At 67.3% G+C, this 21,911-nt stretch carries 12 protein-coding genes and 3 rRNA genes; 8 read left to right on the plus strand and 7 right to left on the minus strand.

All coding sequences use genetic code 11. From position 1 onward, the window contains the following. Positions 1-377 precede the first annotated feature (377 nt). From RV986_RS42845 to RV986_RS42855, 3 genes are all read right to left on the minus strand, one after another. Entirely contained in the window at positions 378-2,003 is a 1,626-nt protein-coding gene (locus RV986_RS42845; RefSeq protein WP_475922545.1) for an EAL domain-containing protein, read from the minus strand. Positions 2,004-2,175: 172 nt separating this feature from the next. Beyond that, complete coding sequence (locus tag RV986_RS42850; RefSeq protein ID WP_475922546.1) at positions 2,176-3,366, minus strand: lipid-transfer protein; 1,191 nt, start codon at positions 3,364-3,366, stop codon at positions 2,176-2,178. 31 nt (positions 3,367-3,397) lie between these two features. After that, a complete protein-coding gene (locus tag RV986_RS42855; protein ID WP_475924642.1) occupies positions 3,398-3,823 on the minus strand; it encodes a Zn-ribbon domain-containing OB-fold protein in 426 nt (141 codons plus the stop codon). A gap of 316 nt (positions 3,824-4,139) precedes the next feature. Here RV986_RS42855 and RV986_RS42860 point away from each other — a divergent pair, with 316 nt between their 5' ends. Further along, complete coding sequence (locus RV986_RS42860) at positions 4,140-4,949, plus strand: M15 family metallopeptidase (RefSeq protein ID WP_475922547.1); 810 nt, start codon at positions 4,140-4,142, stop codon at positions 4,947-4,949. A 124-nt stretch (positions 4,950-5,073) separates the two neighbouring features. Continuing rightward, positions 5,074-5,610: an NUDIX domain-containing protein gene (locus tag RV986_RS42865; protein WP_475922548.1), complete on the plus strand. Its 537-nt coding sequence runs from the start codon at positions 5,074-5,076 to the stop codon at positions 5,608-5,610. A gap of 40 nt (positions 5,611-5,650) precedes the next feature. Here the strand turns inward: RV986_RS42865 and RV986_RS42870 are convergent, their stop codons facing one another. Next, complete coding sequence (locus RV986_RS42870) at positions 5,651-8,017, minus strand: glycoside hydrolase family 31 protein (protein WP_475922549.1); 2,367 nt, start codon at positions 8,015-8,017, stop codon at positions 5,651-5,653. A 204-nt stretch (positions 8,018-8,221) separates the two neighbouring features. Between RV986_RS42870 and RV986_RS42875 the strand changes: the two genes are divergently transcribed. Beyond that, complete coding sequence (locus RV986_RS42875) at positions 8,222-10,189, plus strand: acetoacetate--CoA ligase (protein WP_475922550.1); 1,968 nt, start codon at positions 8,222-8,224, stop codon at positions 10,187-10,189. Here the strand turns inward: RV986_RS42875 and RV986_RS42880 are convergent, their stop codons facing one another. Next, positions 10,190-11,509: an aminotransferase class I/II-fold pyridoxal phosphate-dependent enzyme gene (locus RV986_RS42880; RefSeq protein ID WP_475922551.1), complete on the minus strand. Its 1,320-nt coding sequence runs from the start codon at positions 11,507-11,509 to the stop codon at positions 10,190-10,192. A 111-nt stretch (positions 11,510-11,620) separates the two neighbouring features. Between RV986_RS42880 and RV986_RS42885 the strand changes: the two genes are divergently transcribed. Together RV986_RS42885 and RV986_RS42890 are read left to right on the plus strand one after the other, a co-directional pair. Further along, on the plus strand, positions 11,621-12,829 hold the full coding sequence (locus RV986_RS42885) for an MFS transporter (RefSeq protein WP_475922552.1): 1,209 nt from the start codon (positions 11,621-11,623) through the stop codon (positions 12,827-12,829). 22 nt (positions 12,830-12,851) lie between these two features. Next, complete coding sequence (locus tag RV986_RS42890) at positions 12,852-13,745, plus strand: hypothetical protein (RefSeq protein ID WP_475922553.1); 894 nt, start codon at positions 12,852-12,854, stop codon at positions 13,743-13,745. 69 nt (positions 13,746-13,814) lie between these two features. On the opposite strand, the gene ptsP is transcribed toward RV986_RS42890, so the two are convergent. Together ptsP and RV986_RS42900 are read right to left on the minus strand one after the other, a co-directional pair. After that, positions 13,815-15,485, minus strand: coding sequence for a phosphoenolpyruvate--protein phosphotransferase (gene ptsP, locus RV986_RS42895; RefSeq protein ID WP_475922554.1), 1,671 nt, complete (start codon positions 15,483-15,485; stop codon positions 13,815-13,817). 82 nt (positions 15,486-15,567) lie between these two features. After that, entirely contained in the window at positions 15,568-16,017 is a 450-nt protein-coding gene (locus RV986_RS42900) for a PTS sugar transporter subunit IIA (protein ID WP_475922555.1), read from the minus strand. Between the two features lie 694 nt (positions 16,018-16,711). Here RV986_RS42900 and RV986_RS42905 point away from each other — a divergent pair. From RV986_RS42905 to rrf, 3 genes are all read left to right on the plus strand, one after another. Then, positions 16,712-18,236 (plus strand): 16S ribosomal RNA (locus RV986_RS42905). A gap of 313 nt (positions 18,237-18,549) precedes the next feature. Then, positions 18,550-21,673 (plus strand): 23S ribosomal RNA (locus RV986_RS42910). 95 nt (positions 21,674-21,768) lie between these two features. Continuing rightward, positions 21,769-21,885, plus strand: a 5S ribosomal RNA gene (rrf, locus tag RV986_RS42915). Together the 16S, 23S and 5S rRNA genes form the textbook arrangement of a ribosomal RNA operon. Positions 21,886-21,911: the final 26 nt, after the last annotated feature.

A 21,911-nucleotide genomic window follows, 5' to 3' on the forward strand; every position in this document is an offset into this window, starting at 1 on the left:
TGCGGCGATGCCGACTGACACCGGGAAGTGTTCACCGGCACCCAGGGGGCGTCAAGGTCGGCGACGGCAATGGTTTGGGGGCCGTGAACAGGCCAAGATCGGTGCACGGTGCGGGCCACGGTGCGGGTCCGTATGGCCGCGGGTCTCAGTCGGCCGCCCCTCGCGCCCCGCCCGTCACACGGTTGTCGGGGATCGCGCGTCTCGGGCGGAGTCCTGTCCGTCCCGCTGGTCGGCCGGGCCGTCGGCAGGCGCCCTGTGCGGCCCTCTGGGGGCCTGCGGCGTCCCGGTGGTCGCCTCGGTTCGGATCGACGGCGAACGTCGGTGTCGTCCGCGCTCAGGCCCCGCGCTCCTCGCTGCTCTTCGCTGAATGCCGCCGCTCAGCCCGCCTGCGCCCGCGGCGCCCCCGAACCACGCCGGACCTCATGGCCGGGCAGCCCCGCCCGCCCCAACACCCAACTCGCCCCGTGCAGAGCCTTCGCGGCCTGTTTGAGCGGCGCCAGACAGGCGGCCGCCTGTCGGTGGTCGGTCACGCTGCCCGGCGCGCACAGGACCGTGGCCAGCGACAGCGTGACGATCCGCCCGCCCGCCGACCACGGTATGTCGAGCACCGAGCTCGCCAGCGGGTCGAGGGCGTCCGGGTCCGCGAGGACCAGGAAGTCGTCGCCGCCGATGTGCCCCACCCGGGTCGTCCCGTACGCCGCGTGCTGCAGCGTCCGCCCGACCGCGCGGATCAGTTCGTCGCCCGCCGCGAACCCCGCTCCGTCGTTGACCTGCTTGAAGTGGTCGACATCGAGCCAACTGAGCGCGAACATCCGGCCGTCCGCGATCCGCCGGTCCACCTCCGCGGTGATAGCGTCCGACCCGGGCAGCCGCGTCAGCGGATTGAGACCCGCCGCCTCCTCGACCCGGCTGTCGGAGAGCGCCCGTACGAGATCGGCCAGGCGTACGACGCCCACGCACCGCCCGAAGTGGTCGACGACCGCCACATCGTCGGACGTACGGTCACGCTCGCCGTCCGCCACCACGTCGAGAACCTCCCACGCCGTGGCGTCGACGCCGACCGTACGCGGCGGATCACCCAGCTTGGCGGCCGGCCGGTCGGCGTACAGGGCGTGCCCGTACGGCCCCGACATGGCCAGCAGGAACCGTGACCGGTGCATCGACCGGACCGGGATCCCGGAGGGGTCCACGAGCAGCACCCCCGACACGTCGGGGGATCCGGTGAGCAGCGCGCGTACCTGACCCGCGGACGCGGTCGCGGGCAGCAGCGCGGCGGGCCGCACGAACTGCCGTACCGACGGCCCCGAAAGGGGCGTCGCCGCGACGCCGGGAGGGAGGGCCGGAACGTATACGTCCGCCACGGGCCGCCGAGCGGGTGGTGCGAACAACTCGCCCTGTGCCAACTGCGCACCCGCCGACACCGCCGCAGCACACTGCAGTTCCGTCTCCACGCCCTCCACGGACAGCAGCGCGCCCAACTGCTCGCACAGCGTTCGCATCGCCCGCACCGCCGCGGGCCTGGCCAGCAGGGACACGTCGAGCTTCACCAACTCGGGCGCCAGATCCGTGAGCAACCGCAGGGGTATGTCACCGTCGCCCACCCCGTCCGCACAGATCCGAAAGCCCTCGCTCCGTATGGTGGTCACGGCCTCCAGCAGTGCGTGCTGCGGCACATGGGTGTACGGCGGACCGATGTCGACGGTCACCTCCCACGGCAGCCGTCCGGCCGCGCGGACCGCCTCGCGCAGTGCGGTGAGCCCGCCGAGATCGGCCAGCGTTCCGGCGAACACATTCACGTGCAGCGGCAGCATCGTCTCCCTGCGGACCGCCGCGCGGATCGCCAACGCCGCCAGTCGGCCGTCGAGTTCGGGATCGCGGCGGGCCTGCGCGAGGATGTCACCGGACTCCGGACGGGCGAGTATCTCCAGCGCCGCGACCCCTCCGGTCGTCAGATTGACGACCGGTTGGAAGGCGAAGCGGACAGTATCCGTCCAGGAGGGCACGGAAGCATACTGGCGCCACCCGCGTACGCCCGGGCGCGATTCATAAGCTGTTCACGCACCATTCCGAGCTCGTCACACCGAGTACGGACCGCCTCCGGGGCGAGCGTCCGCGGAGGGCGATCGCCGGGGTGCGCGACGGCTGTTCACCCACTGCACGCGACCGGCTGCCGCCTCAGTGGACGGCGATGACCGACGACCCGTGACCGAACAGTCCCTGGTTCGCCGTGATCCCCACGCGCGCGTCCGCGACCTGCCGGTCACCCGCGGTGCCCCGAAGCTGCCATGTCAGCTCGCACACCTGGGCTATGGCCTGCGCCGGAACCGCCTCTCCGAAGGAGGCCAGTCCGCCGCTGACGTTCACCGGTATGCGCCCGCCGAGTGCCGTTGCGCCCTCCCTCAGCAGCTTCGCGGCCTCGCCCTCCCCGCACAGCGCCAGGTCCTCGTACCACTGCAGCTCCAGCGCCGTGGAGAGGTCGTACACCTCGGCGAGCGAGAGGTCCTCGGGACCGATGCCCGCCTCCTCGTACGCCGCCCGCGCGATCGAGGCCCGGAAGGTGTCGGCCGCGGGCTCCACCGAGACCGCGGAGTCCGTGGCGATGTCGGGCAGATCGAGCACGGTGTTGGGGTAGCGCGGCGTCACCGTGGAGACCGCGCGGATCCGTACGGGGTCCGCGGCTGCGTGCCGTCGCGCGAACTCCATGCTCGACAGCACCAGGGCGGCGCCGCCGTCGGAGGTCGCGCAGATGTCCAGCAGTCGCAGCGGATCGGCGACGACAGCGGAGCCCGCCACCTCCTCGGCGGTGACCCTCTTGCGGTAGCGCGCGTTCGGATTCAGTGCCCCCAGGGCGGCGTTTTTCACCTTGACCTGTGCGAAGTCCTCCGGGGTGTCCCCGTGCACGGCCATCCGCCGCCGCGCGTACAGCCCGAAGTACGTCGGATTCGTCGCCCCGAGGACCCGGAACCGCAACCAGTCGGGATCGTCCGGCCGGTCCCCGCCCGCCGGGCGGAAGAACCCCTTGGGCGCCGCGTCCGCGCCCACCACGAGCACCACGTCCGCGAGGCCCGAGAGGATCTGCGCCCGCGCCGTACCGATGGCCTGTGCCCCCGACGCGCACGCCGCGTACACGCTCGTGACCCGGGCTCCCTGCCAGCCCAGGGCCTTCGCGAACGTCGCTCCCGCCACATACCCGGGATAGCCGCCGCGCACGGTGTCGGCGCCGACGACGGATCCGACATCCCTCCAGTCGACCCCCGCGTCGGCCAGCGCCGCGCGCGCCGCCACGATCCCGTACTCGACGAAGCCGCGCCCCCACTTGCCCCATGGGTGCATGCCCGCACCGAGCACCGCCACGTCGCCGCTCATGACGTCACCCCTCCCGTGCGTCCCATGCCCTTCACGCCGGCACCCCCGTCGGCCGCCAGTGCCACGTCGTCCAGGTCGTCTCCTCGTCCTCGTTGAGCACACCGGGGACGACCTCCACCTCCATGCCCACCGTCAGATCGGTGACGGTGATCCCGGGAACCGTCTGGCCCAGTACGACGATCCGTTCGGATTCCAGCTCCACCGCGATCAACGCGTAGGGCTCCCAGGAGAGTTCCGGGTCGGTCACATACGGTGACGGTGGCCGGTATCTGCTGTCCGTGTACGACCAGACGCGGCCGCGCCGGGACAGGGGGACCTCGGTGAGTTCACCGCCCCGGCAGCCCGGATTGCGGCAGAAGGCGTCCTCGCGGGGGAAGAAGACCGAGGCGCACGCCGAGCAGCGTGTGCCGAGGAGATGGAATTCGCCTCCTTCCCCGGCGAACCATCCGGTGACCACAGGTGTGCGTGTACGCGACAAGACCCCTCCATGACCCGGATCTGACGGAACGTCAGAAGTGTGCCACGGGCATCGGAAAATAGGCAGCGCGATGGCGAGAACCGCACAGGCCTCCTGGGCGTCGGAGTATCGGGAGGTACGGCCGGGGCCCACGGGGGTGGTTCCGGCCGTACCTCCGCGGCAGCCACTCCTGGATCCCCACGGGTAAGGTTCTCGCCCGTCCCTTCAGGGACATCGTCGACCTTCGTCACTCCATGGCGCCCGACCGTATGTGATCCCTTCCCAGACGGACCGCGCACCTGATAGTCACCAGGACATGACACGACTCTCCACCGCCGCGCGTGCCCTGGTGACCACGCTCGCCGCCTTACTGGCCCTGACCGCCGCCTCGGCCACCGCCACCGCGACGCCCGAGCCGAAGGCCCCCGAGGACTTCGTGGCCCTGAGCTCCGTGGACCCCACGATCATCCAGGAGATGCGCTACTTCACGCCCCACAACTTCGTGGGGGAGCGCATCGACGGCTACCAGCAGCCGATCTGCATCCTGACCCGGCCCGCCGCCGAAGCGCTCCACAAGGCTCAAACAGCGCTGGTGCACGAGGGCTACACGCTCAAGGTGTACGACTGCTACCGGCCGCAGCGCGCCGTCGACCACTTCGTCCGCTGGGCCGAGGACCTCGACGACCAGACGATGAAGCCCGAGTTCTATCCGCAGGTGGACAAGACCCGTCTGTTCGAGGACGGTTACATCGCGGAGAAGTCCGGACACAGCCGCGGCTCGACGATGGACCTCACGATCGTCAGGCTTCCGGCGAAGCCGACCAGGCCGTACGTCCCCGGAGAGCCCCTTGTGCCCTGCTTCGCGCCCCAGGGCGAGCGCTTCCCCGACAACTCCGTGGACATGGGCACCGGCTTCGACTGCTTCGACACCCTCGCCCACACCCTGGACCCGCGCGTACAGGGCGTGCAGCTCGCCAACCGGCTGCTCCTGAAGAGCACCCTCGAAAACCTCGGATTCGTGAACCTCGCCGAGGAGTGGTGGCACTACACGTACAAGCCCGAGCCGTATCCGGACACCTACTTCGACTTCCCGGTGTCCAGGGCGTCACTGACTTCGTCCCCCTGACACGGGCCGGCCCGCCCCGTGACGACGGGGCGGGCCTTCACATGAGACGGGCGGGCCCCATACGAAGACGTTCGTGATGACACACCTGAAGACTCCCCCGGAGTGATCGGCTACAGTCCGCGGCGTGTCCGCAACCCCACATCCACCCGCCGACTTCGCGCCGGACTCGCACTGTTCGAGCTGCGGAGCCCTCTACGGAGAGGGCATCTCCGGCTGGCCCCGCACCTGCGCCGTCTGTGGCACCGTGGCCTACCGCAATCCGCTGCCGGTCGCGGTGGCCCTGCAGCCCGTGTACGACGCCAGGGGCGCGGCCCTGGTGGTCATCACCCGGACCATCGCCCCCGCGCGCGGGGGCGTCGCGCTGCCCGGAGGTTTCATCGACCACCGGGAGGACTGGCGGCACGCCGTCGTCCGGGAACTCAAGGAGGAGACCGGTATCGACGTGGCGAGCCGCGAGGTGCGGCTCGCCGACGCGATGAGCTCGCCCGCCGGCCACCTGCTGCTCTTCGGGCTCCTCCCGGAGCGCCCGGCCGCCGAACTGCCGCCGTCCGTCGCGACGGACGAGACCGAGGGCTGGCAGCTGCTGCGCAGGCCGGCCGAACTCGCCTTCCCGCTGCACACCCTGGCGGTGCGGGCCTGGTTCGGGGGACGGTACGTCTGAGGAGAGCCCGAGGGAGCCCGTAGCCGTCCTCAGAGCCTCGTCACGACGCCCCGAGCCCTCGCACCCGGACCGGATAGGCAGGCTCGCTCGGGCCGCCCTCTCCGTTCCGTCGTACGACCACGCGCTGCCCCTCCCAGCGCGCCACATAGCGTTCGACCTCCGGCTCGTTCCAGCCGTCACCCGAGTCCGCGACGGCGAGCCCGCCCCCGACCCGCCCGCGCGCCGGAGCCCACACCTCCAGCTCCAGACCGCCGTCGTCGCCCCTGACGGGCAGCACCGCACCCGCGCGGGCCAGCACCGGAATCCGCGACAAGGGGGCGTCGATCAACACCTGGGCAGGCCCCTCGTACGCCTCCTCCGTGAGCGTGTCGTACCAACGCCCCCGTGGCAGTTGCACCGCGCGCCGGTCCGCCCCGTGATCCAGCACAGGCGCCACAAGGAGACAGTCGCCGAGCATGAAGGTGTCCTCGCAGTCGCGCAGCGCCCGGTCCTCGGGCGCGCCCCACCACACGGGCCGCACATACGGCGCACCGGTGCGGCGCGCGAGATGCGCCAGCGTCATGAAGTACGGAAGCAGCCGTTTCCGCTCAAGGAGCGCCACGCGCGCGTGCCCCAGGACGTCGTCGCCGAACTCCCACGGCTCCCTGCGCCCGGCCCGCAGACTCGCGTGCGTACGGAACAGCGGCAAATACGCGCCCAGCTGGAACCACCGCAGATACAGCTCGGGCGAGGGGCTTCCGTCGAAACCGCCCACGTCCGGACCCGAATACGGCACCCCGCACAGCCCGAGCCCCATCACCAGCGACAGCGACGCCCGCAGTCCGGGCCAGCCCGTTGCCACGTCCCCGGACCAGGTCCCTCCGTAGCGCTGCATCCCGGCCCACCCGGAGCGCGAGAAGAGGAACGGCCGCTCCTGGGGGGCCAGTTCACGCAGGCCTTCGTACGCCGCCCGGGCCATGCCCAGGGCGTACACGTTGTGCGCCTCGCGATGATCACCGCCGCGTCCCTCAAGGGAGTGCCGCGCCGACCGCGGCAGCGTCGACTCCCCGAACGCCGTGAACGACGTGGGCTCGTTCATGTCGTGCCAGAACCCCGCGAACCCCTGCGCCAGCCGCTCCTCGTAGAGACGCCCCCACCACGCACGCGCGCGTGCGCTGGTGAAGTCCGGATAGACCGACTCCCCGGGCCACACGACACCCCGTACCAGCCGTCCCGAAGCGTCTTGCACGAAGGCGTCCTCGGCGAGGCCACTGTCGTACACCGCGTTGCCCGGCTCGGCCTTGACCGCCGGGTCCACGATCGACACCAGCCGGACACCGTCGCGGCGCAGCTCCTCGGCGAGCGCCGGCAGCTTCGGGAAGTGCTCCCGGTCGACCGTGAACACCTGGTGGGCGTCGTAGTGGTCGATGTCCAGATGGACGGCGTCGAGCGGCAGACCGCGCTCCTGATAGCCCGCGACGATCCGCCGCACCTCCTGCTCGCTGCCGAAGCCCCAGCGCGCGTGATGGTGCCCCAGGGCCCAGGCGGGCGGCAGCGCGGGCGCCCCCGTGAGCGAGGCCCAGGCGTGCAGCACGCGCGCGGGGGTGCCCACCACCACCCAGCAGCGCAGCGGGCCGCCGTCCATCCGCAGCTCACACGTCCCGGCCCGGTCGTGCCCCGAGCCCGCGCCCTCCTCGCCCCCGCGCAGGGCCACCGTGCCGTCCCACGAGGTGTCGTGGAACACAAGGTGTGTGCCCGCGTCGGCGACCACCATCTGCACGGGCATCGTGATGTACAGCGGATCGTCACCCGGTGTGAAGGCGTGCCCGGGATCCGTGTTCCACAGCCGGTACGTCCCGTCGCGCAGCCTGGGGCCCGCCGCGCGCCCGCCCAGGCCGAAGAACCGTGCGTCGGCGCCCACTTCGGAGCGCTGCATCCAGCGTGCGCCGCCTCCCTCGACCGGCTCCCACCAGCGGGGCGGGAGATCGCGGCGCAGCATCACACCCCCGGGCGTACGCACCTCGACCGAGCCGTGCCGCGAGACGACGACCGTCACCCGTTCGGCCACGACCCGCCAGCCACCGTCCTTGTCGGGCTCCAGGACGGCCCGCGGGTCCGGCTCCGGACAACGGCCCGCGAGCGCGTACGACGGCTCCGGACCCGCTCCGTCCCAGCCCCAGAACACCGCTCCGCTCACCGCGACCGTGATCCGCAGCTCGGACCGGGCGAACCGCACGAGACCGCCCCCCGGCCCCGGCTCGACACCCTGCACGGGGCCCGGTACCCGCGCGCGCTCGGCACCACGCCGCGGCAGACCGACGGCGTCGGCACGCCTCCTTCGCCATGCGGCCCGCACGGTACGCAACCCCTGGGCCGCCCCCGTCGAACCGACCGTCTTCATCGAACGCACCAGGTCACGACCGTTCATGCTGCTCACCCTGCCATTGCCTGCGCCAAATGAGTGAGTCGTTCAACTCCCGTTCACCCGTGGCGGGGGTACTTCTTCACCCCCGCGACGATCTATGGCGCACCCTGGTGCGGAAGTCGATCACATGGCATCGTCCGTGTCAGCCGCGTGACGCGCACACCCCAGCTCGTGCGCGACCGACGCCCACAGTCCGGGAGCCGCTTCATGTCCACCGCGAACCCCTCGCCGCTCTGGCAGCCCGCCGAGGAACGCGTCGCCCAGGCGCAGATCACGAAGTTCCAGGCCTGGGCGGCCGAGCACCACGGAGCACCGTCCTACGGCGGCTACGCGGCGCTGCACCGCTGGTCGGTGGACGAATTGGACACCTTCTGGAAAGCCGTCACCGAATGGTTCGACGTACGGTTTTCGACCCCCTACGCGCGCGTGCTCGGCGACCGCTCGATGCCCGGCGCCGCATGGTTTCCCGGGGCGACACTGAACTACGCCGAACACGCCCTGCGCGCGGCCGAGACCCGCACGGACGAACCAGCACTCCTGTATGTCGACGAGACCCACGAGCCGACCCCGGTGAGCTGGTCCGAGCTGCGCCGCCAGGTCGGCTCCCTGACCGCCGAGCTGCGCGCCCTGGGCGTACGTCCGGGAGACCGCGTCAGCGGCTATCTCCCGAACGTTCCGCAGGCCGTGGTCGCCCTGCTCGCCACGGCCGCCGTGGGAGCCGTGTGGACGTCCTGCGCCCCCGATTTCGGCGCACGCAGCGTCCTCGACCGCTTCCAGCAGGTCGAACCCGTCGTGCTCTTCACGGTCGACGGCTACCGCTACGGCGGCAAGGAGCACGACCGCCGCGACGTGGTCGCCGAGCTGCGCCGCGAACTGCCCACCCTGCGCGCCGTCGTACACATCCCGCTGCTCGGCACCGAGGCCCCCGAAGGCACCCTGGACTGGTCGGCCCTGATCGCGGCGGACGTGCCGCCCGTCTTCGAACAGGTGCCTTTCGACCACCCCTTGTGGGTGCTCTACTCCTCCGGCACGACCGGCCTCCCCAAGGCCATCGTCCAGTCGCAGGGCGGCATTCTCGTCGAGCACCTCAAACAGCTGGGCCTGCACTGCGACCTGGGCCCCGAGGACCGCTTCTTCTGGTACACGTCCACCGGCTGGATGATGTGGAACTTCCTCATTTCCGGCCTGCTCACGGGCACCACGATCGTCCTGTACGACGGCAGCCCCGGCCATCCCGACACAGGCGCCCAGTGGCGCATCGCCGAACGCACGGGAGCCACCCTCTTCGGCACGTCCGCCGCGTACGTCATGGCATGCCGCAAGGCGGGCGTCCACCCCTCCCGCGACTTCGATCTCACGCGCGTCCAGTGCGTCGCGACCACCGGCTCACCCCTGCCGCCCGACGGCTTCCGCTGGTTGCACGACGAGGTCCGCGACGACCTGTGGATCGCCTCCGTCAGCGGTGGCACCGATGTGTGCTCCTGCTTCGCGGGCGCCGTGCCCACGCTCCCGGTGTACGTCGGCGAACTCCAGGCGGCCGGCCTCGGCACCGACCTCCAGTCCTGGGACCCGAGCGGCAAGCCCCTCACCGACGAAGTCGGTGAGCTGGTGGTCACCAACCCGATGCCGTCCATGCCCATCCACTTCTGGAACGACCCCGACGGCAGCCGCTACCACGACAGCTACTTCGACACGTATCCCGGAGTGTGGCGGCACGGCGACTGGATCACCGTCACCTCGCGGGGTTCCGTCGTCATCCACGGCCGCTCCGACTCGACGCTCAACCGCCAGGGCGTGCGCATGGGATCGGCCGACATCTACGAAGCCGTCGAACGCCTCCCCGAGATCAAGGAGTCGCTCGTCATCGGCATCGAACAGCCCGACGGCGGCTACTGGATGCCCCTCTTCGTCCACCTCGCCCCCGGAGCCGCGCTCGACGAGGCCCTTCTGAACCGCATCAAGCAGACCATCCGCGAACAGCTCTCCCCGCGTCACGTCCCCGACGAGGTCATCGAGGTCCCGGGTGTACCCCACACCCTCACGGGCAAGCGCATCGAGGTCCCCGTCAAACGCCTGCTCCAGGGGGCACCTTTGGAGAAGGCGGTCAACGTCGGCTCCGTGGACAACGTGGAGCTACTGCGCTTCTACGAAGACCTGGCCCGCGAGCGCAGCTGATCAACCCCCGTAGGTGGCCTCGGACTCGCCGAGCACGGCAGCGAAGTCCGAGGCCAGGCGTACCGCGTCGGCGGGTCCGAGCTCCGCGACCGAGATCCGGACACCGGGCCCGGAAGCGAGCCGGAACCGCGCACCCGCCGCGACCCACCATCCGTACGACCGCAACCCGTTCACGACGGCCGACTCGTCCCGCACCGGTACCCAGACGTTCATTCCGCTCACGGCGTGGGCCTCGATGCCCCGCTCCACGAGCTCGCGGCGGAGCGTGTTCCGCCGCAGCGCGTACGTGTCCTGGGCACGTACGACCAACGCGCGCGTGCCGTCGTCGGTCAGCAGCCCGAACACCGTCTCCTGGAGCAGATGACTGACCCATCCGGAGGTGAGCAGCATCCGGCCGTCGTGCCGGCCCAGAGTCGTCGGATCGCAGGCCGCCGCCGCCCACCGCAGATCGGTCCCCAGGAACTTGCTCACCGTCCGCACATGCACCCAGCGCGCCAGGCCGCCCGCGGTGAGCGTATGAAGAGGCGCATCGGCGACGGCGGACGCGTGGTCGTTCTCCACGACCAGGACATCGGCCTCCTTCTGGAGCACGTCGACCAGCGCGTCCCGGCGCGCTGCCGAGAAGCATCCGCCGTACGGATTCTGCGCGCGCGGACTGCACACCACCGCTCGTACACCTGCCCGCAAGGCATCTCGTAGCGCCTCGGGGCGCATCCCTTCGTCATCCACGGCGACCGGGACCGTACGCAATCCCAGGGCCGTGACCAGATCCAGCAGATGGTGGTAACCAGGGTCCTCCATGGCGACGGCGTCCCCGGGGCGCAGCTCCACCGACAACAGCCGCCCGATGAGATCCAGCGCGCCGTGCGCGAACGTCACATGGTCCGCCGGAACTTCGTCCGGCCCCAGCCAGTCGCGCACCGCCTCCTCCAGCCGTGCCAGACGGGGCGCGCTGCGATGCGACCGCGCGCCGGGGGAGAGCCGTGAAGGCGGCACCACGTGCGGCAGCAGTTCCGAGTCCGGGTGGCCCCCCGCCAAGTCGCGCAGTCCGTCCGGCACTTTCGGGGGGCGCCGCGACGCCACCGCGGGCGCCGCCGCGACCACGGTCCCGCCGCGCCCGCGTGTCACGACGATCCCGCGCCGTCGCAGTTCCTTGTACGCCGTCGCGACCGTCCCAGGGCTCACGCCGAGCTCGTCGGCGAGCCTGCGTACCGGAGGCAGCGCCGCTCCCGGCCCCAATGCCCCTTCGGCCACGCCCCGTTCGACGGACGAGGCAATCCCCTTGGCCGTCGTACCACTGATCCCATATTGTGTTGCCACGTTGCCAAATATGTATCAATACATAAATGGAAGCAAGGGGGAACGGTGGGACCCATCCGCCGCGCAGCCGCATGGTCGATACGTATCCCAGGAGGCTCCGACGGCCGAAGAATGCTCTGGATCGCCCTCGTCGACCGGATCGGCAGCGGTCTGTGGGCGTCCGTCTCCGTCCTATACTTCACCTACGTCACAGGGCTGTCCCTGGCCCAGGTCGGCACCCTCGCCGCGATCTCGGGAGCCATCGGAATCGCCGGAGCACCACTCGGCGGCCGTATCGCCGACCGCCTGCCCCTCACCCGCGTCCTGATCGCCCTGCAGATCCTGCGCGCCCTGGCCACCCTCGCACTGCTCACCACCCACAACTACGCCCTGCTGCTGGCCTTCTCCGCGGTCGGCAGCCTCGGCGACCGCGCGGCCAACGTCCTCACCAAGCTGTACGCCACCCGCGTCTCCGGACCGGACCGCGTCCGCTACCAGGCCGCCAACAGGACGGTCGCCAACGCCGGCTGGGCACTGGGCGGCCTCGCCGCCGCGGCGGCCCTCACCATCGGCACCACCACGGCCTACCAGTGGCTCCTGGCAGGAGACGCCGTCTCCTTCGCCGCCGCCGCACTCCTCACGGTGCGCTGCGCCGAACCGCCGTCCCTGAACCGCGTGATCGCCACATCGAAGGACCCCGCACCCACGTCGAGACCGGCAGGCCCCTGGCGTGACCGCACCTATCTCGCGTACGTCGCCACGGAGACGGTCCTCTTCCTCGACGACGCCGTGTTCAAGGTCGGCCTGCCCCTGTGGATCGCCCACTCCGCCCACGCACCGCACGGCCTCGCCCCGCTGCTGATGGTCCTCAACAACGTCATGGTCGTAGCCCTCCAGGTTCCCCTCGCCCGCCTCGGCGCCACGACCACGGCGGCACGCAACCTGCTGCTCCCCCTCTCGGTCGTCTTCGCCCTGGGAGGCGTCACCATGGCGCTCTCGGCCACCGGCGGAGCCGTCGCCGCGACTTTGTTCCTCACCGCCTCCGCGGCGGCCTTCACGGTGGCGGAGATGCTCCACGCCACCGTCTCCTGGGAACTTTCCGTCACCCTCGCACCCGACACGGCCCAGGGCGCCCATCTCGGCGTCCACGGACTCGCCCAGTCCGCCCAACGCAGCATCGGGCCACTCGCCGTCACCGCGGCCATCGCGACAGGCCCCCTCGGCTGGACCGCCTTCGGCGCCACCATCGCCGTGACCAGCCTGTTCCAGCACCGACTGGTGCGCGACCACCTTGCCCGCACGGCATTGTCAGTGCCGCCAGTTACTGTGAGTGAGCACTGATCGACTGCGCACAGGGGGAAACATGGCGCACACCGAGCACCAGACCATGCGGCGCGTCCTGCGCCGCGAAATCGCCGGCACCATCGGTCTGCTGACCGACGAGCACGACTTCACGGTGATGCGGCGCTACCGCACGTTCACCTTCGACGACCACATGACCTATCTCCAACAGGTGGAATCCCTGCTCCGGACCCTGGCGGCCCAGGGCAGCCACACGACCGTGGCACTCTTCGATCCCGAGGAATACGCGGAGTTCTGCGCCCACAGCGGCCTGGAACCCGACGCCGCCGCCAGCCGTACGCGCTTCACCGCCGAACTCGCAGCCACGGGCCCCACCGTTCCGTACGAGGGACAGCCCCTCGCGGAGCTCGTCCCGGACCTCGTCGACGAAGCCGTCCGCAAAGCGACCTGGGAGTACGCGACCACGCTCCTGGCCCGCATCGGCAACTGCGCGTCCTGCGGAGAGGACATCGGCCGCGCGTCCTTCGCCCACGCCTCCCACCTGCTCACCCGCGTCCTCGACACCGCGAGCCCCGGCGAGCGCCATCTTGTGTGCAGCGTCTCGGCGACGCCGGAAACACTCGTCGCCGTGCTGCGAGCCGACGACGACGCCGAAGGCACCACCCGCCTCGACGAGGCAGAAGCCCTCGAATTCACCACCGTCCTCGCCCTCGGCATCGCCACGGGCAGTGCCGGAGGACTCGTCATGCGCACCACCGCTCCTGATGCGACCGACCGCGTCTACGGATGGCGGCTGCGAGGAGAAGGCCTCGCCCCCCTCACCGCGGGCGAGGTCTTCGACGCCTACTGCACCGATGTCGAGTCCGGAGACCTCGTCTCCCCGGAATCAGGCGTCGACTACTGCGCACCACCCGATCTCGGAACCGAAGGGGAGACGCCGGGGCACACGCACTGAACACCAAAGGGGCGCCCCACCCGCAGGTGGAGCGCCCCTCCGCACTCGTCGATCGACGAGCTGTCTCGGTTATTCGCCGGACAGCACCGCCTGAGCCGCCGTGCGTGCCTCCTCGGCCGTGTCCACGGCACGGGCGGCCGCGGCCGCCCGCTCGCACTGCGCCAGCGTGTACTTGGCGAGCGTCGCCCGGACATAGGGAATCGACGCGGCACCCATGGACAGGGAGGTGATCCCCAGACCGGTCAGCACACACGCGAGCAGCGGGTCGGACGCGGCCTCGCCGCACACACCACAGCTCTTGCCCTCGGCCTTCGCCGCCTCGGCGGACAGGGCAACCAGGTCGAGCAGCGCGGGCTGCCACGGATCCTGCAGCCGGGACACCGCGCCCACCTGCCGGTCGGCGGCGAAGGTGTACTGAGCGAGGTCGTTGGTCCCGAGGGACAGGAACTCGACCTCCTGCAGGATCGACCGAGCCCGCAGCGCGGCCGACGGAATCTCCACCATCGCGCCGAACTTCGCCTTCAGACCGGCGGCACGGCACGCGTCCGCGAACGCCTTGGCGTCGGTACGGTCCGCGACCATCGGAGCCATGACCTCGAGGTAGACCGGCAGCCCCTCCGCGGCCTTCGCGAGCGCCGTCAGCTGGGTGCGCAGTACGTCGGGGTGGTCGAGCAGGGTGCGCAGACCCCGCACACCCAGTGCCGGGTTCGGCTCGTCGGCGGGAGTGAGGAAGTCGAGCGGTTTGTCGGCGCCCGCGTCCAGCACACGCACCACGACGCGCCCCTCGGGGAACGCTTCGAGCACCTTCCGGTACGTCTCGACCTGCTTCTCCTCGGACGGTGCCTGCTTGCTGTCGTCCAGGAAGAGGAACTCGGTGCGGAAGAGACCCACACCCTCGGCCCCGGCCTCCACGGCGGCCGGTACATCGGCGGGCCCGCCGACGTTGGCCAGCAGCGGCACCTTGTGCCCGTCGGAGGTGGCACCCGGACCGGTCGAGGCCGACAGCGCCGCCTTCCGCTCCGCCGCCGCGGCCTCCAGCTGTGCCTTCTTCTCGGCGCTCGGCTCCACGAAGATCTCACCGGTGCTGCCGTCCACGGCGACCACCGTGCCCTCGGCGAGTTCACCGGCGCCGGGGAGCGCGACGACGGCGGGCACACCGAGTGCCCGCGCCAGGATCGCGCTGTGGCTGGTCGGGCCGCCCTCCTCGGTGACAAAACCGAGGACGAGCGTGGGGTCGAGCAGCGCCGTGTCCGCGGGCGCGAGGTCACGAGCAATAAGGACGTACGGCTCATCGCTGTCCGGGACACCCGGCATGGGCACCCCGAGCAGCCGGGCGACGATACGGTTCCGCACGTCGTCGAGGTCGGCCACACGACCGGCGAGGTACTCACCCGCACCCGCCAGCAACGCGCGGTACGAGGCGAAAGCGTCGTAGACCGCACGCTCGGCGGTGCTGCCGACGGCGATACGCCGATCCACGTCCGCCATCAGTTCGGGGTCCTGGGCCATCATGGCCTGAGCCTCGAGCACCGCCTGGGCTTCGCCCCCGGCCAGGTTGCCGCGCGCCATCAGGTCGGCCGCCACAGCCTCGACGGCCTTGCGGGCGCGCCCCTGTTCGCGCTCCGCGTCCTCCGCCGGGATCTGCTTGGCAGGCGGCTCAAGAACCGCCGTTCCCATGTGCCGAACCTCGCCGATCGCCACACCGTGGCTCACGCCGACGCCTCGCAACGTTGTCTCCATTTCACCCGTCTCCGATAGTGCGGCGGGTCCCGCCGCCGCGGTGGTTTCGAACCTGCTGTCTACGACGGCAGTGCTGCTGATGTCACTGCCAGCCGAAGAGCGTGTCGCCGGCCTTCACATCGCCGTCCTCGCGGAGATCGGAGAGAGAGTCGGCGGTCGCCTCAAGTGCCACGATCGGGCAGATCGGGGACTTGCCGGCCTGCTCGACGGCGGCCGGGTTCCAGCGCACGACCGCCTGACCGCGCGTTACGGTGTCCCCCTTGTTGACGAGCAGCTCGAAGCCCTCGCCGTTGAGCTGCACGGTGTCGATACCCAGGTGAGTGAGTACGCCGTGGCCCTGCCCGTCGACGACGACGAAGGCATGGGGGTGAAGCGAGACGATCACTCCGTCCACAGGGGCAACAGCCTCCGCGGGCTCACGCACGGGGTCGATCGCCGTGCCGGGGCCTACCATCGCCCCGGAGAAGACGGGGTCCGGTACCGCGGTGAGTCCAATGGCGCGTCCGGCAAGAGGGGACGTCACGGTGGTCATGGGAAGCCTCCCAGGGGTGGAGATACATATGGGCCGTCACTGCCTGTCCCGGACGGCGCACTGCTGAGCAGGGTATGTCATATGAACTACCGGTTCCGCACGAGTGGACCCGGTTGGCGGCCCCGGACCACCGCGCAATCGATTTGCGCGCGCTCCAAACCCCCCTGTACAGTTGTATCCCTGCCTGGGGCCGAGCGACGCGATCAAGTGTCGTGGCCTGGCAGCACCCAACTTGTCAGATCCTATCTCGGGGTCTGGTTCTGCATGTTCGCAGGGCCATGGTCAGAGAGACGGAAAATCGCTGATAGTGTTTGGAACCGCCGGAAAGGGAAACGCGAAAGCGGGAACCTGGAAAGCACCGAGGAAATCGGGTCGGGAAACGGTCTGATAGAGTCGGAAACGCAAGAACAAAGCAAGACAGTAAGACCGAAGGGAAGCGCCCGGAGGAAAGCCTGAGAGATTCTCTCGGGTGAGTACAAAGGAAGCGTCCGTTCCTTGAGAACTCAACAGCGTGCCAAAAATCAACGCCAGATATGTTGATACCCCGTCTCCGGCCGATCGGTCGGGGCGTGGTTCCTTTGAAAAAGTCCTGCCGGGCATTGTCCGGTAGGCGCACAGCGAGGACGCTGTGAACCTTCCGATTATTCCTCGGGGGGTTCCGCTCTCGTGGTGTCGTCCCGATTACGGGAAAACATTCACGGAGAGTTTGATCCTGGCTCAGGACGAACGCTGGCGGCGTGCTTAACACATGCAAGTCGAACGATGAAGCCTTTCGGGGTGGATTAGTGGCGAACGGGTGAGTAACACGTGGGCAATCTGCCCTTCACTCTGGGACAAGCCCTGGAAACGGGGTCTAATACCGGATAATACCTGCCTGGGCATCTGGGTGGGTTGAAAGCTCCGGCGGTGAAGGATGAGCCCGCGGCCTATCAGCTTGTTGGTGAGGTAGTGGCTCACCAAGGCGACGACGGGTAGCCGGCCTGAGAGGGCGACCGGCCACACTGGGACTGAGACACGGCCCAGACTCCTACGGGAGGCAGCAGTGGGGAATATTGCACAATGGGCGAAAGCCTGATGCAGCGACGCCGCGTGAGGGATGACGGCCTTCGGGTTGTAAACCTCTTTCAGCAGGGAAGAAGCGCAAGTGACGGTACCTGCAGAAGAAGCGCCGCTAACTACGTGCCAGCAGCCGCGGTAATACGTAGGGCGCAAGCGTTGTCCGGAATTATTGGGCGTAAAGAGCTCGTAGGCGGCTTGTCGCGTCGGTTGTGAAAGCCCGGGGCTTAACCCCGGGTCTGCAGTCGATACGGGCAGGCTAGAGTGTGGTAGGGGAGATCGGAATTCCTGGTGTAGCGGTGAAATGCGCAGATATCAGGAGGAACACCGGTGGCGAAGGCGGATCTCTGGGCCATTACTGACGCTGAGGAGCGAAAGCGTGGGGAGCGAACAGGATTAGATACCCTGGTAGTCCACGCCGTAAACGGTGGGAACTAGGTGTTGGCGACATTCCACGTCGTCGGTGCCGCAGCTAACGCATTAAGTTCCCCGCCTGGGGAGTACGGCCGCAAGGCTAAAACTCAAAGGAATTGACGGGGGCCCGCACAAGCAGCGGAGCATGTGGCTTAATTCGACGCAACGCGAAGAACCTTACCAAGGCTTGACATACACCGGAAACGGCCAGAGATGGTCGCCCCCTTGTGGTCGGTGTACAGGTGGTGCATGGCTGTCGTCAGCTCGTGTCGTGAGATGTTGGGTTAAGTCCCGCAACGAGCGCAACCCTTGTTCTGTGTTGCCAGCATGCCCTTCGGGGTGATGGGGACTCACAGGAGACTGCCGGGGTCAACTCGGAGGAAGGTGGGGACGACGTCAAGTCATCATGCCCCTTATGTCTTGGGCTGCACACGTGCTACAATGGCAGGTACAATGAGCTGCGAAGCCGTGAGGCGGAGCGAATCTCAAAAAGCCTGTCTCAGTTCGGATTGGGGTCTGCAACTCGACCCCATGAAGTCGGAGTTGCTAGTAATCGCAGATCAGCATTGCTGCGGTGAATACGTTCCCGGGCCTTGTACACACCGCCCGTCACGTCACGAAAGTCGGTAACACCCGAAGCCGGTGGCCCAACCCCTTGTGGGAGGGAGCTGTCGAAGGTGGGACTGGCGATTGGGACGAAGTCGTAACAAGGTAGCCGTACCGGAAGGTGCGGCTGGATCACCTCCTTTCTAAGGAGCATCTAGGCTGCCGGGCTTGCCCGGTGGTCCAGGGCCATTACGTCGGCAGATGTTCGACGGTGGTTGCTCATGGGTGGAACGTTGATTATTCGGTGCACTTGACTGTCTTCTCCTTCCAGTACTGCTCTTCGGGGCGTGGAACGAATGAGGGAAGCGGCAGGGGTGCCGGGCACGCTGTTGGGTGTCTGAGGGTTCGGCCGATCATGGCTGCCTTCAGTGCCGCCCCAGTGAACTTGCCGTGTGCGGCAGGGTGGTGGGTGGTTGGTCGTTGTTTGAGAACTGCACAGTGGACGCGAGCATCTGTGGCCAAGTTTTTAAGGGCGCACGGTGGATGCCTTGGTACCAGGAACCGATGAAGGACGTGGGAGGCCACGATAGTACCCGGGGAGTCGTCAACCAGGCTTTGATCCGGGGGTTTCCGAATGGGGAAACCCGGCAGTCGTCATGGGCTGTCACCCATACCTGAACACATAGGGTATGTGGAGGGAACGCGGGGAAGTGAAACATCTCAGTACCCGCAGGAAGAGAAAACAACCGTGATTCCGGGAGTAGTGGCGAGCGAAACTGGATGAGGCTAAACCATATGCGTGTGAGACCCGGCAGGGGTTGCGTATGTGGGGTTGTGGGATTTCTCTTTTACGGTCTGCCGGCCGTGAGACGAGTCAGAAACCGTTGATGTAGGCGAAGGACATGCGAAAGGTCCGGCGTAGAGGGTAAGACCCCCGTAGTCGAAATGTCAACGGCTCGTTTGAGAAACACCCAAGTAGCACGGGGCCCGAGAAATCCCGTGTGAATCTGGCGGGACCACCCGCTAAGCCTAAATATTCCCTGGTGACCGATAGCGGATAGTACCGTGAGGGAATGGTGAAAAGTACCGCGGGAGCGGAGTGAAATAGTACCTGAAACCGTGTGCCTACAAGCCGTGGGAGCGTCGCGCATCGAGTTTACTCGGTGCGTCGTGACTGCGTGCCTTTTGAAGAATGAGCCTGCGAGTTTGCGGTGTGTTGCGAGGTTAACCCGTGTGGGGAAGCCGTAGCGAAAGCGAGTCCGAATAGGGCGTTTTAGTAGCGCGCTCAAGACCCGAAGCGGAGTGATCTAGCCATGGGCAGGTTGAAGCGGCTGTAAGAGGTCGTGGAGGACCGAACCCACCAGGGTTGAAAACCTGGGGGATGACCTGTGGTTAGGGGTGAAAGGCCAATCAAACTCCGTGATAGCTGGTTCTCCCCGAAATGCATTTAGGTGCAGCGTCGTGTGTTTCTTGCCGGAGGTAGAGCACTGGATAGGCGATGGGCCCTACCGGGTTACTGACCTTAGCCAAACTCCGAATGCCGGTAAGTGAGAGCGCGGCAGTGAGACTGTGGGGGATAAGCTCCATGGTCGAGAGGGAAACAGCCCAGAGCATCGACTAAGGCCCCTAAGCGTACGCTAAGTGGGAAAGGATGTGGAGTCGCAGAGACAACCAGGAGGTTGGCTTAGAAGCAGCCACCCTTGAAAGAGTGCGTAATAGCTCACTGGTCTAGTGATTCCGCGCCGACAATGTAGCGGGGCTCAAGCGTACCGCCGAAGTCGTGTCATTCATACAATAGGGCCAACGCCTGTATGGATGGGTAGGGGAGCGTCGTGTGCCGGGTGAAGCCGCGCCGGAAGGCAGTGGTGGACGGTTCACGAGTGAGAATGCAGGCATGAGTAGCGATACACACGTGAGAAACGTGTGCGCCGATTGACTAAGGGTTCCTGGGTCAAGCTGATCTGCCCAGGGTAAGTCGGGACCTAAGGCGAGGCCGACAGGCGTAGTCGATGGATAACCGGTTGATATTCCGGTACCCGCTGTGAAGCGTCAAACATTGAACCAGGCGATGCTAAGTCCGTGAAGCCGTTCCGGACCCTTCGGGGAATGGAAAGTGGTGGAGCCGACGGTCCAGACCTGTAGTAGGTGAGTGATGGGGTGACGCAGGAAGGTAGTCCATCCCGGGCGGTGGTTGTCCCGGGGTAAGGGTGTAGGCCGTGTGATAGGTAAATCCGTTGCACATTGAGGCTGAGACCTGATGCCGAGCCGATTGTGGTGAAGTGGATGATCCTATGCTGTCGAGAAAAGCCTCTAGCGAGTTTCATGGCGGCCCGTACCCTAAACCGACTCAGGTGGTCAGGTAGAGAATACCGAGGCGTTCGGGTGAACTATGGTTAAGGAACTCGGCAAAATGCCCCCGTAACTTCGGGAGAAGGGGGGCCATCACTGGTGAGAGGATTTACTCCTTGAGCTGGGGGTGGCCGCAGAGACCAGCGAGAAGCGACTGTTTACTAAAAACACAGGTCCGTGCGAAGCCGTAAGGCGATGTATACGGACTGACGCCTGCCCGGTGCTGGAACGTTAAGGGGACCGGTTAGTCAAGATTCGTCTTGGCGAAGCTGAGAACTTAAGCGCCAGTAAACGGCGGTGGTAACTATAACCATCCTAAGGTAGCGAAATTCCTTGTCGGGTAAGTTCCGACCTGCACGAATGGCGTAACGACTTCTCGACTGTCTCAACCATAGGCCCGGTGAAATTGCACTACGAGTAAAGATGCTCGTTTCGCGCAGCAGGACGGAAAGACCCCGGGACCTTTACTACAGTTTGATATTGGTGTTCGGTTCGGCTTGTGTAGGATAGGTGGGAGACTTTGAAAGCGCGGCGCCAGCCGTGTGGGAGTCGTCGTTGAAATACCACTCTGGTCGTGCTGGATGTCTAACCTGGGTCCGTGATCCGGATCAGGGACAGTGTCTGATGGGTAGTTTAACTGGGGCGGTTGCCTCCTAAAGAGTAACGGAGGCGCCCAAAGGTTCCCTCAGCCTGGTTGGTAATCAGGTGTTGAGTGTAAGTGCACAAGGGAGCTTGACTGTGAGACCGACGGGTCGAGCAGGGACGAAAGTCGGGACTAGTGATCCGGCGGTGGCTTGTGGAAGCGCCGTCGCTCAACGGATAAAAGGTACCCCGGGGATAACAGGCTGATCTTCCCCAAGAGTCCATATCGACGGGATGGTTTGGCACCTCGATGTCGGCTCGTCGCATCCTGGGGCTGGAGTCGGTCCCAAGGGTTGGGCTGTTCGCCCATTAAAGCGGTACGCGAGCTGGGTTTAGAACGTCGTGAGACAGTTCGGTCCCTATCCGCTGTGCGCGTAGGAATATTGAGAAGGGCTGTCCCTAGTACGAGAGGACCGGGACGGACGAACCTCTGGTGTGCCAGTTGTCCTGCCAAGGGCATGGCTGGTTGGCTACGTTCGGGAGGGATAACCGCTGAAAGCATCTAAGCGGGAAGCCTGCTTCGAGATGAGTATTCCCACCCCCTTTGAGGGGTTAAGGCTCCCAGTAGACGACTGGGTTGATAGGCCAGATCTGGAAGCACCGTAAGGTGTGGAGGTGACTGGTACTAATAGGCCGAGGGCTTGTCCTCAGTTGCTCGCGTCCACTGTGTTGGTTCTGAAACCACGAACAACCCCATGCCCCGGGGCCACTGGGTATGGTGCGGTAGTTACAGTTTCATAGTGTTTCGGTGGTCATAGCGTGAGGGAAACGCCCGGTTACATTCCGAACCCGGAAGCTAAGCCTTACAGCGCCGATGGTACTGCAGGGGGGACCCTGTGGGAGAGTAGGACGCCGCCGAACTTCTTTTAGAGCTCCGGCTCTTGGGC

The sequence above is a fragment of the Streptomyces sp. RLA012 genome (assembly GCF_056270325.1).

Excerpts from the sequence above, each read along its gene's own strand:
- RV986_RS42850 (WP_475922546.1), bottom strand. The coding sequence starts at position 3,366 with ATGAGCGGCGACGTGGCGGTGCTCGGTGCGGGCATGCACCCATGGGGC.
- RV986_RS42860 (WP_475922547.1), top strand. The coding sequence starts at position 4,140 with ATGACACGACTCTCCACCGCCGCGCGTGCCCTGGTGACCACGCTCGCC.
- RV986_RS42870 (WP_475922549.1), bottom strand. The coding sequence starts at position 8,017 with ATGAACGGTCGTGACCTGGTGCGTTCGATGAAGACGGTCGGTTCGACG.
- RV986_RS42875 (WP_475922550.1), top strand. The coding sequence starts at position 8,222 with ATGTCCACCGCGAACCCCTCGCCGCTCTGGCAGCCCGCCGAGGAACGC.
- RV986_RS42885 (WP_475922552.1), top strand. The coding sequence starts at position 11,621 with ATGCTCTGGATCGCCCTCGTCGACCGGATCGGCAGCGGTCTGTGGGCG.
- RV986_RS42890 (WP_475922553.1), top strand. The coding sequence starts at position 12,852 with ATGGCGCACACCGAGCACCAGACCATGCGGCGCGTCCTGCGCCGCGAA.
- ptsP (WP_475922554.1), bottom strand. The coding sequence starts at position 15,485 with ATGGAGACAACGTTGCGAGGCGTCGGCGTGAGCCACGGTGTGGCGATC.
- RV986_RS42900 (WP_475922555.1), bottom strand. The coding sequence starts at position 16,017 with ATGACCACCGTGACGTCCCCTCTTGCCGGACGCGCCATTGGACTCACC.